This is a genomic window from Leisingera sp. SS27 (assembly GCF_028368855.1).
GTDB lineage: Bacteria > Pseudomonadota > Alphaproteobacteria > Rhodobacterales > Rhodobacteraceae > Leisingera.
In genome coordinates, this window is record NZ_JAQNCY010000007.1 from 117,855 (window position 1) to 129,425 (window position 11,571).

The following is an 11,571-nucleotide window of genomic DNA, read 5'->3' on the forward strand; positions in this document are numbered from 1 at the left end:
AGACCGAGATGACAGAAATCACCATAGAGAAATACGCGGGCAAGATGAACCGCGCAGGCTATGACGCCTTCCTGCAGGGCATGCGCCAGGCCCGCAGCGCCCGCAACCGCTATGTCGATCTCAGCCACTGGCTGTTCCATTCCGTCTCCAACCAGAACGCCGACATCTCTGTCACCCTGCGCCAGCTGGATCTGGACCGCACCCGCATGCTCAAGGATCTGTCAGCCGCGATGGACCGGCTCGACAAGAACGTGACCGAGACGCCCGGCATCAGCGATCACCTGTCGGACGCGCTGAACCACGCCTGGACCTATGCCACGCTGTTTTTCGGCGAGGCGCAGATCCGCACCGGCCATGTGCTGACCGCGCTCCTGAACGACCCCGCCCTGCGCCGCCAGCTGCTACGCTATTCGCCTGTGTTCGAAAGCATCTCTGCCGAACAGCTTGGCCAGGACAGCCGCACGCTCTGGGCCGGCAGCGAAGAGGAAACCATGCGCCCGATGGACGGCGCCAACCTCTCGACAGCTGAGGACACCGCTGGCGGCAGCCCCGCCAAGGGCGGCAGCACCGCCCTGGACCGCTTTGCCAAGGACATGACCGCTGCCGCTGCAGATATGGACCCGGTCAAGGGCCGCGACGAGGATATCCGCCAGCTGACCGACGTGCTGCTGCGCCGCCGCCAGAACAACCCGATCCTTACCGGCGAGGCCGGGGTGGGCAAAACCGCCGTGGTCGAGGGCTTTGCCCAGTTGCTGGCCGCGGGCGAGGTTCCGCCCAAACTGCAGGGCACCCGCCTCTATGAACTCGACATCCAGTCGATGCAGGCCGGCGCCTCGATCAAGGGCGAGTTTGAACAGCGCCTGAAATCGGTGATCGACGAGGTACAATCCAGCCCCGAGCCGATCATCCTGTTCATCGACGAGGCCCACACGCTGATCGGCGCAGGCGGCCAGGCCGGCACCGGCGACGCCGCCAACCTGCTGAAACCGGCGCTTGCGCGCGGCACCCTGCGCACCATCGCCGCCACCACCTGGAGCGAATACCGCCAGCACATCGAAAAAGACCCGGCCCTGACCCGCCGCTTCCAGCCGGTCAACGTGGATGAACCCTCGGTCGAGGTCTGCTGCGACATGCTGCGCGGCATTCTGGAGCCGATGCAAAAGCACCATAATGTGCGGATCTCGGACGAGGCTATCGTCAGCGCCGTCACCCTGTCGCACCGCTACATCCCGGCGCGGCAACTGCCGGACAAGGCGGTCTCGCTCTTGGACACCGCCTGTGCCCGCGTCGCCATCAGCCAATCCGCCGTCCCCGCCCGCATCATGGACACCAAGGCGCGCATCAGCGCGCTGGAAGCAGAACTCGCGGGCAAGACCGCCGCCCGCGACCTGGGCGAAACGGACGCGGAGCGCGAGGACGGCATCCGCGCAGAGATCGAGACGCTTAACAGCAGCCTTGAAGACCTGCAGTCCGGCTACGCCCGCGAAAAAGAGATCGTGGATCAGGTGCTTGCCCTGCGCACCGCGATGCAAACAGCAGACCCGGACAGCAGAGAAACAGCCTCCCCCGACGCACTGCGCAGCGAGATGCACACCCATATGGCCGAACTCGACGCCGCCAGCCCTGACGACCGCATGGTCTATGCCCATGTGGACGCGCAGGCGGTGGCCTCCGTGATCTCCGACTGGACCGGCATACCCGCAGGCCGCATGGTCCAGGATGAGCTGGCGGCGGTGCTGACCCTGTCGGACACGCTGCGCGAACGGGTGATCGGTCAGGACCACGGCCTGCGCACCATCGCCAAACGGATCGAGATCAGCCGCGCAGGCCTTGCCAACCCCAACAAGCCGATCGGTGTCTTCATGCTCTGCGGCCCCTCCGGCACCGGCAAGACGGAAACCGCGCTGGCGCTGGCCGAACAGCTTTACGGCGGCGAGCAGAATGTCATCACCATCAACATGAGCGAATTTCAGGAGGCCCATACCGTCTCCCTGCTGAAAGGCGCGCCTCCCGGCTATGTCGGCTATGGCGAGGGCGGCCGCCTGACTGAGGCCGTGCGCCGCAAACCCTATTCCGTGGTGCTGCTGGACGAGATCGAAAAAGCCCACCCCGACGTGCATGAGCTGTTCTTTCAGGTCTTCGACAAGGGCGTGATGGAGGACGGCAACGGCCGCCTGATCAACTTCAAGAACACCCTGATTCTGCTCACCTCCAACGTGGGCACGGACGTGATCATGGAGATGGCCGGGAACGCGGACAACCAGCCCGACCCTGAACAGCTGGGCCTCGCCCTGAAACCCAGCCTGCTGGAGGTCTTCCCTCCCGCCCTTCTAGGCCGGATGGTCACAATCCCTTATTTCCCGCTCAGCCGCGAGGTTTTGGGTGGAATTACCCGCCTGAAACTCGCCGCCGTTGCAGACCGTCTGAAAGGCGCCCATGGCACAGATCTGGTTTACAGCCAGGATGTGCTCGACCACATCACCGCCCAATGCAACGACCCCGACAGCGGCGGGCGGATGATCGACAACGTCATCACCAATTCCATCCTGCCAGACCTCAGCCGCAAACTGCTGCAGGCGCTCAGTTCCGGCCAGGAAATCGCCCGCGTCAGCGTTTCAGCCGGCCCGGACGGCTTTGAATACGCATTATCCTGATATTGAACCGCAATCCCTTTGTTGAGAGAGTACCCATGGCAGAAACCCTGGCCACCGGCCGCTGCACCGTCACCACAGACAGCCGTGAAATCACTATTGAGGAAACCCTGCTCTACGTTGCCGAGATCAACGACGAACTGGCCCAGGCCACCGGCGTCGATCTGGTCAGCGCCGCCACTGCGGGCATCGACAGCGCCGGTGCCGTCAGCATCGTGCGCCGCCTCGGGCTGACCGGCCGGGCCTATATCAAACATGTGAACGGCAAGGACTACATCATCATCAAGGGCTACCCCGGCCAGCGCGCCACCCTGCAGGGCACCCGCTACCTCGCCAGCAATCCCAAGGTCGCCAAACTGGTGCTCAGCGGCAAGGATCTGGCCAGGGGCGCCGCCAAAATGACCGGCATCGCCATTGTCGCCTTCACCGCGCTGCGGGTGGTGGAACATGTGTTTGCGGACAATGATCCGCGGCTCACCCAGCTGATCGGCACCGTGGCCTCCGATGTGACCAAATTCGCCATCGCGGCGGGCGCCGGCTATCTGGCAGGTGTGGCCGTGGGCACCCTCACCACCATCGCCGCCGGCCCGGTCATCGCGGCAATCGCCGTCGGCATCGGCATGTCGATCCTGCTGGACCGGGTGGACCGCAAATTCGGCCTGACGGAAACCCTGGTCCGCGCCATCGAGGACACGGTGGATTCCTTTGAAAACCCGCTGCGCAAGCTGGCCCGCCAGATCAACGCCTGGGAGCGGCACCTGGTCAATCAGGCCCTGCGCAACGCGCTGCCGCACTGATGTCCAGGGCCGCAGCCATCGCCATTCTGGGCGGGTTTTCCCTGCTCGGCCTGCTGGCGGCAGGCTGGGGGCTGTCGGATATCTCCGCAGCCCTAGCCGCCATGCGGGGCTGCGCCGCCGAAGCGGTGATAGACAACAGCGCCTTCTGGTTCCTCGGACTCGCCGTGCTGCCCCTGTTCCTGCTGCTCGCCCCCCTGCCCCACCGCTGGCACGCCCGTCTGCTGGGGGCCATCACCGCGCTGTTCCTGCTGCTTCCTGCCGGGGGCTTTGTGCTTTTCCAGCACAAGGCATCAGCAGCGGGCTATGTCTTCACGCCGGATCTCAGCCTGTTCGGCCTGCGCGACTTCTCCGCCCCCCGCCCGCAGCCCTGCGGCGGCTGAGGCCCTTACAGCCCGCTCAGCACCCCATCAATCTGCGCCTTGTACGCCAGCACGTCGGCGGGCACCGCAGCCGTCTTGCCCCGCCCCTGCATCTTGCGGTCGGCCCAGGCCAGCAGATCCGCGATCCGCTTACCCTCCAGGAACGGATTGGCAGCCACCACTGCCGCACCCATGACGTCGCCGACACCCAAGGAGGGATCACTGGACAGGGCCCGGTGCGCCCCCTCCGCCCCCAGGAAATGCGCCAGATACAGGCGTCCGGCGGTGGTCTGATGCCCCCGCGCCTGCAGGTATTCCTCGTTTTCCCGAGCCAGATTCCGCACCATTTCCCGACTGAGATCCGGGTCCAGCCGCAGCGCCAGCAGCTCTGCCCGCGCCAGGCTCTGGGCCAGGTCCGGATAGTAACTGCGCATCATCCGCAGCCAGGTGCCCTCAATGAACTGGCCCAGCCCGGTGGCCGTGGACAGCGGGTTTTTGGCATCGGCCCGCCCGGCGCTTTCCACCTGCACGATCCGGCCAACCAGCGCATCCACCGCCTCTATGCCCGCGGCGGCGCCGCCTGCGGCAAAGCTGAAACAGCCAAAACCGCTGTCCGGCCCGGTACGTGCGGTCACATAACAGCGCATCTGCCCCGACGGGCCGCCGAGACCGGCAAACAGAACCTGGCCGCCCCCCTGCCCGTCCGGGCCGGGGTTGGCGGCAAGCACCAGCGTCAGCCGGTCCTCACCGGAAACCGGGCGCTCCAAATCAAAACGCCTGGACAGCATCACGATCAGCTCGCCCGCCAGATCGGTGGCCAGCCCGTTGCGCAGGGCCGTGGAGTAAAGCGCATCCAGCAGCCGCGGCTGCTGGCCCGACCCCGTCTGCAAAGGCTTACGGCCCGACACCTGAAGCAAATCCTCCCCGGCCCAGGGATCTGCCGCGGCCTGAAACCGGCCCGGGCCGGTTTGCGCCATGCTGGCCAGATAGCGCTGCGGCCCGTACAGGGACAGTTGCAGCAGCTCCCGTCCCGCTTGCCCGAACGGCCTTGGCCGCCAGCGCAGCGCCACCAGGCTGCCCGGCGCCAGCGCGCCATCAAACTTCAGCAGCCGCTGCGCCGCCGCGCCGATCTCCTCTGCCTCCTGCCGGGTGAAGCCGTGATCCTCCAAGAGACCGCTCAGGGTCTGGGACGCGGACAGATGCAGCACCGTTTCCCTGAACAGGTACACGCGCGCCTGCGCCGCGCTGACTGTGGCGGCGCTGGTAGCCTCCCGAGACCCCGCCAGGGTATCTGCGCCCTGCCGGGCCGCCCCCGGGTCTTCCGCCGCAGGCAGCGCCCGCCGCCGATGGGCCTGGAACAGGGCAAAGTCATCGCGCTCAGACGGCAAATGCACCATCAGCTGCTGCCCGGCGGCAAACAGCTCATCCTGAACAACCGACAACCGGGCCGGGCCGGGCGGACCTGCACGCTCTGGCAGAAAACCCGGCGGCCCCGGCAGCGTCCGGCGGCTGCCGCCCTGGCCTTCCTCCTTAAGCCGCAGCAGCATCGGTGCGCGGCGCAGGTTCAGCATCGCCCGATTTTGCGCCTGCTGCCGGACCGGTTCTGCAGCGGCTGCTTCGCTCTGCGGCATCATGGTCAGGCGGGCGTCTTCCTCTATCCCGCGGTTCAGCGCCCAGAACAAAGCCGCCGCGGCCACAGCCGCCAGCCCCGCGCCGCCCGCACCGAGCCGGACCGCCAGCCGCCGCCGCCGTCTGGCCACCGCCTTGGCTTTGGCCCTGTGAAAGACCGGATCAACCGGGATACCCATCGCTGCCCCGCTGCCTAGCGGAACACGCCGCCCAGGGCAGACCCGGGCGTGATGGTCTGGGCCGGCTGGCTTGACGGCGCCTGCTCGGGCGCAGCCCGCCGGGCTTGGGTCTGCCGGCTGCCGCCGCTGTTTGCGTTTGTGCGCGGGGCTGCGGCCACCGGGCGGGCGCAGACTACGTCATCCCGGCTGATAATCAGGCGGAACAGCTCTGCCGTCGCCTCCAGACTGGCGGGGCTGCCGCCGCCAGCAGCCGCGAAATACCGGCGCGCCGCAGCCTGCGAGCCGCGTCCCCAATCGCCGTCAATACGGCTGGTATAACACCCCATGCGGGCCAGTTCGCTCTGCAGCGCCTGCGGCAGCAGCGGCGCCGGCGGATCGAACGCCCCGGCCGCAACCAGACTGGCGAACAAATCCGGATCGCCGCTGCGCAGACGCTGCCGCGCAGCCAGGTTGTCATAGGCAATTTCACTGCCCTGCAGATCCGCCGGGTCCTGCGCCGCCGCGAAATCCGCACCGCCCGCCCCCCCGATCACCCCGACGATGACTGAGGGCTGCGGCAATCCTTCGGCCCGCGGCCGGGCGGCAAACTGCGGCGCCGGAGATGTTAGGGCTGCGCCGGTCCCCAGCAGACCGTTTGCCAGCACAGAAACAGGCTGGACCGCGGCCACCGGACGGGCCGGCACCGGCGCCCGGGCGGGCATCAGCCGGACCGTATCCGCCGCCGGAACCTGCGCGCGCTGTGCCGGGACCGCCTTCGCGCTGCCCAGGCCCGCAAGCACCTCCCCGGAACCGTTTCGCACAAAGGCCTGCAAAACATCTGCGGCGGCAGCGCCCTGCGCCTTGGCTGCCGTCTTCATCGCATCACTCAACCGCCCGCCAGCGGCCGCCGCGGGGCAGGCCTCGCCCGCCCCGGCACTGGCGGCCAGCGTCAGCGTGACCCCCGCCTTTGCAGCTTCGACAGACAGATCCGGCAGCGCCGCAGCCTCCCCTGCGGTGCCTGCGCAATTCTCGACCAGCAGCAGCAGATGCGACAGCCCCGCGGCCGCCAGCGGCTCAAGCCGGTCGGCCAGCGCCAGACCGCGCCCGTCCGCAAGCAGGCCGCCATCCAGCTGCACCGGACCCGCATAGTACAGCACCAGCCACCCGGCTCCCTGCAGCCCGTCCAGCGCCTCCGCCGCATCCTTGTGCGCTGCATTGCGCAGCAGAACCGGCGCCGCGCCGCTCCAGCTCCGGATCGCCTCGGCTGCATAATACGCATCGGCAAAGGCCCGTGCCGCACCACCGCCGGTGTCTCCGATCGCCAGCCCGCGCCAGTCCTGCGCCGCGGCTGCACCGCAACCAAGACCAGCAGCCGCAATCAGGGCCAGTGCGGCCCGGCGGGCCAGGGAATAAGGAACAGGCTGCAATACTTTCAACCTAAACGCGGAGATCAATACCGGCTTCATACCCTAAAGGGAGAGCGCTTTGGAGCAGAATATCCGCCTATTGCGCCCCTGAGCGAAGGAAAAATGTCCAGCTGTCCGCCTGCTGCGTGTCCACTTCATGAAACCGCGCGCCGGTGTAGCCCCGGACCAGGCAATCCGACTCGCCGCGGATCTGGAACCGGCCGACATCCACGCACATCGGCGCCGCGCCCTCCAGCAGCACCCGCCCGAATACGTCTTTCGCAAAGATATAGACATACCGCGACCGCAACTTATGGCTGATAAGATCTGCGCATTGGCTTGGCCCGACAACCCACCAGCCCAGGGTTTCAAAAACATCCCCCTCAGAGACGCCAAGCGCCAGATTGGCAACATCCAAGGTCTGGTTGCAGACAGTGAACGCTGCCCTGGCCGGGCGCACGGCGATCAGGCTGACGGCAAGACAGGTAAGCAGGATAAGGCGCATCATTATAGGATTGCTGGAAATTTTCCGTTTCCCCTACAGTAATCCCATCCGCGTGGCAGCGAAAGTGAGATAAACGCAACATTTTTTGGCCCGGACCGGAGGCCAGCGGCAGAATCCGCTGGCGCTGCGCGGCAGCATGCCTAAAAGTGGCCGCCATGGTACGGTATTTCGCGATAGGCGCAGGCCTTGTTTGTCTTTCAGTTGCCGCAGGGGTTGCATTGGTTCTCAGCCACGATGCCGCCTCCGGACAGCGGCGCCTGGCCTCTCTGGCGCCAGCGGTGCAGCCTGAACCAGCTGTGCGGCGTCACGCCAAGGCCGCGGCCGCTCTGCCCGGCACCCTGGCCGAACCGGTTTCCGTGCAGGCGGTGCAGCCCGCCGCCAGCGAACCGGCAGCGCCGTCCAGCTGCTGCGCTGCACCTCTGGAGCGGCAGGCCCCCGGCACAGTCCCGCAGCGCCGTCACACGGCGGCACCCGCTCTCCGTCCTGCCGTTCAGGACCCGCAGCTTGTGCACAAGCAATCGCAGGCTGCAAAGCCCGGCACCATCACCGTGGCCGGGGCTCAGCCGGCAGCGGTTTCCTTGCCGCCGCAGCTCCAGCGCCGGGACGCGCAGTCCGCACTCCCCGGGTTCTTCATAGGGGTCTTCCGCTGACTCGGCCATAACGGGTTTTTTCCATCGAATTTTCCCGGTTGACCTGTGCTGCGGTTTAGCGCCCATATAGCCGCGATTTGATGATCAGACCCGTTGAGGAAAAATGCGCTTTTGTTCTGCTCTAAAACCGGGGGCTCTTGCCGCCGCCGCCCTTCTGGCCCAGGCCGCAGCCCTGACCGCCCAGGACACCGATCAGTTCCAGCTTGATCTGAACGCCGTCACCGAGACCGAAGCGGGTGACTGCCGCCTGACCTACGTTGCCGCGAACCAGTCCGGCACCGCCTTGGAGCGCGCGTCCTACCAGATCGCTCTGTTTGACGGCGAGGGCGTGGTCAGCCGGCTGCTGGTCCTGGAATTCGGCGCCCTGGTGGAAGGCAAAACCAAGGTTCTGCAGTTTGACCTGACAGGCACGCCCTGCGGCGCGATTTCGCGGATTGTCGTCAACGACGCTCCGGCCTGCACCGCCAGCGACGGCAGCGAAAGCCCGCTGTGCATGTCCAATCTTGCAGCCAGCTCCCGCACACCGATCCAGTTCGGCATCTGATACCCGCCGCCTTTCGTTTAACGGCGCGCCGCCTGCGGCCAGCCAAGGAGTGTTTTCATGACCGGTTTCCGGGGCGATTTGTTTGATCCCTTCACGCTGACAGTCTTTGCCGCACTGTTCCTGATGTCCTTCACGGTGCTGTCGGTCTTTTTCTTCAAGCTGCTCCAGTTTTCCCGCCTGGGCGTGGGCAAACGCAGCATGGCTGAGAAAATCATCGATACCTGGCTGTCCGGCCAGGCCGAAGCTGCCATGCAGCAGGCCGCCGCGCGCCAATCGGTTCTGTCCAGGGTTCTGCATGCCGTGTTCACCGGCCTGCAGGCCCGCCCCGGCGAAACGGCCTATGCCGAGGAATTGGGGCGGCAGACCGCCATTGCCGAACTCGCCACCCTGTCGGATCGGATGCGGGCCCTGGAACTAGCCGTGCAGGCGGCGCCCATGCTGGGTCTGCTGGGAACAGTGATCGGCATGATCGATGCCTTCTCGGTGCTGGCGCAGTCGCAGGCCACCGCGGATCCGGCGGCGCTGGCCGCTGGCATCTGGACCGCGCTCACCACCACAGCGGCAGGGCTGGCAATCGCCCTGGTGGCCTATTTCCTGGCCAATTGGCTGGACGCCCGGATCGAGCGGGAGCGCAACCTGATCGAGGTTCTGGTCTCGGCGGCCCTGCATGGCCGGGTCGGCCAGACTGCAAGCGCGCAGGCCCGGACCTGATGCAAATCAGCCGGCTTGGCCTCCCCGCGCCCCGGCAGCGCAGGGCATTTGCCCTCACACCCTTGGCGGACATCATGTTTCAGCTGCTGATCTTCTTCATGCTGTCCTCCAGCCTGACCCCCTATTCGGTTCTGCCCCTGCACAGCAGCGGCCCGGTGGCGGACCGCCAGCCCGGCCCGGCGCAATCCGCTGCCGCCGAACAGGCCCCGCAGGCCTCCGTCCCCGGCGGCACAGCCTTGTGGAACCTGGAGGCCGGCAAACTGCGGGTGCAGGGACAGGACTTCCCCCTTGAGGCCCTGCCCGGCCTTGCCCGCAGCTTGCGCGATGACAACCCTGAGGCAGCCGTTGTGGTCATCGTGAAGCCCTCGGCCCGGGTGCAGGACCTGACCACCGTGCTTGAGCAGCTGCGCACGTCCGGGATTGCGTCGGTCCAGCTCAGTGCAGGAGCCGGCTGAAGATGCTGTCCCGGCGATCCCTGCTGCCGCCGCATAAGGCCTTGCGCACACCCGGCACTTCGCTTGCCATCGTCAATATCGTGCTGCTGCTGCTGTTCTTTTTCCTGGTCACCGGGTCTCTGGTGCCCGCGCCGGACACACAGGTTCAGCTGCCTGCAACCCGGGAATTGCCGTCCGGGCATCTTCCCAGCCCGCTTCTGGAGGTCGGACCGAACGGCAGCTTGCGTCTCGACGGCAGCGCGGTCACGGCCGCCGCCTTGCAGGACACCCTGCCTGCCGGGCAGGTTCTGCATGTGCTGACCGACAGCACCGCCCCGGCGCTGGACCTGCTGCAACTGCTAGCACAGCCGCCGTTTCCGGATCTGGACATCCGGCTGGTCACCCGCCACAGGCAGGCCGGCGCATGAGCACCCTTCCCTATGGCAGTCCGGCCAGCAGGGGCTGGCTTGCCGCCGCCTGCAGCTCTCTGGCCGTTCATGCGGCACTGGGCGCGCTTCTCCTTGGCGGCCTGCAGCCTCTCATCGGCCGCTTCACCCCGCAGACCGCGGCCCCGGAGTACCGTGTCACCCTGCAACGGCTGAACTCGGACACTCTGGCCGGCCTTTCTCTGCAGGACGGAATGGCCGGCGCAGAGGCCCAGACGGAAAGCGATCCCCTTTCGCCAGAGCTTATGAACTCAGCGGAAGATTCCTCTGAGCAAACAAGTCCCGCCAGCGATGAAGCCCCCGGAACCCCGGACGTTGCGACGCAGCCGGTTGGGCAATCACCGGACCCGCAGACCGCCACCGGACCTGCTGTTGCAGCCGAAGCTGTATCGCCCCTTCTGCCAGCAGAAACCGGACCTCTGGTCCCGGAAATCCTTGCCCCGGTGGCACCCAGCGGCCTTGCGGTGTCAACGGCCTCTGTGAATGGAAGTTTGGCAACACTTCAACCGCTGGCGGCCCTTCCCAGCGGAAGCTCCGGCACTGCGGTTGAACCCGCTGCGGCCAAGACCCCGCCACCGCCCCGCGCACAGGACCTTGCGGTTAAAGACCTGATTGCCCGGATCCGCGCAAACGGCGGGCCGGACTGCTTGCTGGCCTTGCCCCGCAGGGACGGCGCCGACAGCACCGGCCTGGAGATGCTTGCCGCCCGCGATGCCGCCTTCGGCCAGTTTTCCGAGGCTGTACTGGGTGAGAACGACAGCGCCCTGCGCCAGACGCGGACGCTGCTGGATCCGCGCCAGTGCCCGGCAGCCGAATACATCCGCCGCAACCGCGATTACCCGGCAACCCGGCTGGGTCTGCGGCTGGACTCTGGCAGAGTGGCCAGCGGCGGGCGTCTCACCGGTGCGCTGCGCGGCACTGCGGGCAAATACGTCGCGCTCCTGCTTGTAGACAACAATGGCGTAGTCCAGGACCTTCAGCGGTTTCTGTCGCAGACAGGCAATGTCACCCGTTTCGACGTGCCCGTGACATTGGCTGGCCCGGTCCGGGACACGGCGCAGATGCTGATTGCAATTGGCAGCACCAGCCCGCTGCAGCAAATCCGCAACCGCGACGGGCGCCTGGCTCAGGATGTTTTCACCGCCCTGACCGGAGATTTGGCCGGGTCTGCATCGCTGGCCGTAGCGGCCTTCGAAATCAGATGAACCAAGCCGGATCCAGCGAAAGCTCCAGCTTTTCTGCGGTTGAAGATCTGCCCGCCCCTTGTGCCCACCGGCGGGC

Annotated in this window: 12 protein-coding genes; 9 read left to right on the forward strand and 3 right to left on the reverse strand. The window is 66.7% G+C overall.

The window, feature by feature from the left end:
- Nucleotides 1-8: 8 nt before the first annotated feature.
- The 3 genes from tssH to N6L27_RS15705 are packed head-to-tail and all read left to right on the forward strand — an operon-like array spanning nucleotide 9 to nucleotide 3,828.
- Nucleotides 9-2,654: a type VI secretion system ATPase TssH gene (gene tssH / locus N6L27_RS15695; protein WP_271908241.1), complete on the forward strand. Its 2,646-nt coding sequence runs from the start codon at nucleotides 9-11 to the stop codon at nucleotides 2,652-2,654.
- 35 nt (nucleotides 2,655-2,689) lie between these two features.
- Nucleotides 2,690-3,448: a hypothetical protein gene (locus N6L27_RS15700; protein WP_271908242.1), complete on the forward strand. Its 759-nt coding sequence runs from the start codon at nucleotides 2,690-2,692 to the stop codon at nucleotides 3,446-3,448.
- Nucleotides 3,448-3,828 carry a hypothetical protein gene (locus N6L27_RS15705; RefSeq protein WP_271908243.1) on the forward strand — a complete coding sequence of 127 codons (381 nt, stop codon included), beginning with the start codon at nucleotides 3,448-3,450 and terminating at the stop codon, nucleotides 3,826-3,828. Before N6L27_RS15700 ends, N6L27_RS15705 begins: the two co-directional genes overlap by 1 nt.
- Before the next feature lie 5 nt (nucleotides 3,829-3,833).
- Here the strand turns inward: N6L27_RS15705 and N6L27_RS15710 are convergent, their stop codons facing one another.
- The 3 genes from N6L27_RS15710 to N6L27_RS15720 all read right to left on the reverse strand — a co-directional run bounded on the left by N6L27_RS15710 (nucleotide 3,834) and on the right by N6L27_RS15720 (nucleotide 7,508).
- Nucleotides 3,834-5,615 (reverse strand): hypothetical protein, encoded by a 1,782-nt coding sequence (locus tag N6L27_RS15710; protein ID WP_271908244.1) that lies wholly within the window; start codon nucleotides 5,613-5,615, stop codon nucleotides 3,834-3,836.
- 14 nt (nucleotides 5,616-5,629) lie between these two features.
- A complete protein-coding gene (locus tag N6L27_RS15715; protein ID WP_271908245.1) occupies nucleotides 5,630-7,021 on the reverse strand; it encodes a hypothetical protein in 1,392 nt (463 codons plus the stop codon).
- Nucleotides 7,022-7,097: 76 nt separating this feature from the next.
- Nucleotides 7,098-7,508 (reverse strand): DUF1036 domain-containing protein, encoded by a 411-nt coding sequence (locus N6L27_RS15720; protein ID WP_271908246.1) that lies wholly within the window; start codon nucleotides 7,506-7,508, stop codon nucleotides 7,098-7,100.
- A 152-nt stretch (nucleotides 7,509-7,660) separates the two neighbouring features.
- Between N6L27_RS15720 and N6L27_RS15725 the strand changes: the two genes are divergently transcribed.
- The 6 genes from N6L27_RS15725 to N6L27_RS15750 all read left to right on the forward strand — a co-directional run bounded on the left by N6L27_RS15725 (nucleotide 7,661) and on the right by N6L27_RS15750 (nucleotide 11,495).
- Complete coding sequence (locus tag N6L27_RS15725; protein WP_271908247.1) at nucleotides 7,661-8,155, forward strand: hypothetical protein; 495 nt, start codon at nucleotides 7,661-7,663, stop codon at nucleotides 8,153-8,155.
- A 103-nt stretch (nucleotides 8,156-8,258) separates the two neighbouring features.
- The gene (locus N6L27_RS15730) at nucleotides 8,259-8,699 is read left to right on the forward strand and encodes a hypothetical protein (protein WP_039186982.1); all 441 of its coding nucleotides are present in this window, start codon (nucleotides 8,259-8,261) and stop codon (nucleotides 8,697-8,699) included.
- A 57-nt stretch (nucleotides 8,700-8,756) separates the two neighbouring features.
- Entirely contained in the window at nucleotides 8,757-9,410 is a 654-nt protein-coding gene (locus tag N6L27_RS15735; protein ID WP_271908248.1) for a MotA/TolQ/ExbB proton channel family protein, read from the forward strand.
- Entirely contained in the window at nucleotides 9,410-9,865 is a 456-nt protein-coding gene (locus N6L27_RS15740; RefSeq protein WP_271908249.1) for an ExbD/TolR family protein, read from the forward strand. Before N6L27_RS15735 ends, N6L27_RS15740 begins: the two co-directional genes overlap by 1 nt.
- Nucleotides 9,866-9,867: 2 nt before the next feature.
- The gene (locus tag N6L27_RS15745; RefSeq protein ID WP_271908250.1) at nucleotides 9,868-10,272 is read left to right on the forward strand and encodes a biopolymer transporter ExbD; all 405 of its coding nucleotides are present in this window, start codon (nucleotides 9,868-9,870) and stop codon (nucleotides 10,270-10,272) included.
- On the forward strand, nucleotides 10,269-11,495 hold the full coding sequence (locus N6L27_RS15750) for a serine/threonine protein kinase (protein ID WP_271908251.1): 1,227 nt from the start codon (nucleotides 10,269-10,271) through the stop codon (nucleotides 11,493-11,495). Before N6L27_RS15745 ends, N6L27_RS15750 begins: the two co-directional genes overlap by 4 nt.
- Nucleotides 11,496-11,571 lie beyond the last annotated feature (76 nt).

Coding starts and splice junctions, on each gene's coding strand:
- tssH (WP_271908241.1), top strand. CDS start 9: ATGACAGAAATCACCATAGAGAAATACGCGGGCAAGATGAACCGCGCA.
- N6L27_RS15700 (WP_271908242.1), top strand. CDS start 2,690: ATGGCAGAAACCCTGGCCACCGGCCGCTGCACCGTCACCACAGACAGC.
- N6L27_RS15705 (WP_271908243.1), top strand. CDS start 3,448: ATGTCCAGGGCCGCAGCCATCGCCATTCTGGGCGGGTTTTCCCTGCTC.
- N6L27_RS15710 (WP_271908244.1), bottom strand. CDS start 5,615: ATGGGTATCCCGGTTGATCCGGTCTTTCACAGGGCCAAAGCCAAGGCG.
- N6L27_RS15720 (WP_271908246.1), bottom strand. CDS start 7,508: ATGATGCGCCTTATCCTGCTTACCTGTCTTGCCGTCAGCCTGATCGCC.
- N6L27_RS15725 (WP_271908247.1), top strand. CDS start 7,661: ATGGTACGGTATTTCGCGATAGGCGCAGGCCTTGTTTGTCTTTCAGTT.
- N6L27_RS15730 (WP_039186982.1), top strand. CDS start 8,259: ATGCGCTTTTGTTCTGCTCTAAAACCGGGGGCTCTTGCCGCCGCCGCC.
- N6L27_RS15735 (WP_271908248.1), top strand. CDS start 8,757: ATGACCGGTTTCCGGGGCGATTTGTTTGATCCCTTCACGCTGACAGTC.
- N6L27_RS15740 (WP_271908249.1), top strand. CDS start 9,410: ATGCAAATCAGCCGGCTTGGCCTCCCCGCGCCCCGGCAGCGCAGGGCA.
- N6L27_RS15745 (WP_271908250.1), top strand. CDS start 9,868: ATGCTGTCCCGGCGATCCCTGCTGCCGCCGCATAAGGCCTTGCGCACA.
- N6L27_RS15750 (WP_271908251.1), top strand. CDS start 10,269: ATGAGCACCCTTCCCTATGGCAGTCCGGCCAGCAGGGGCTGGCTTGCC.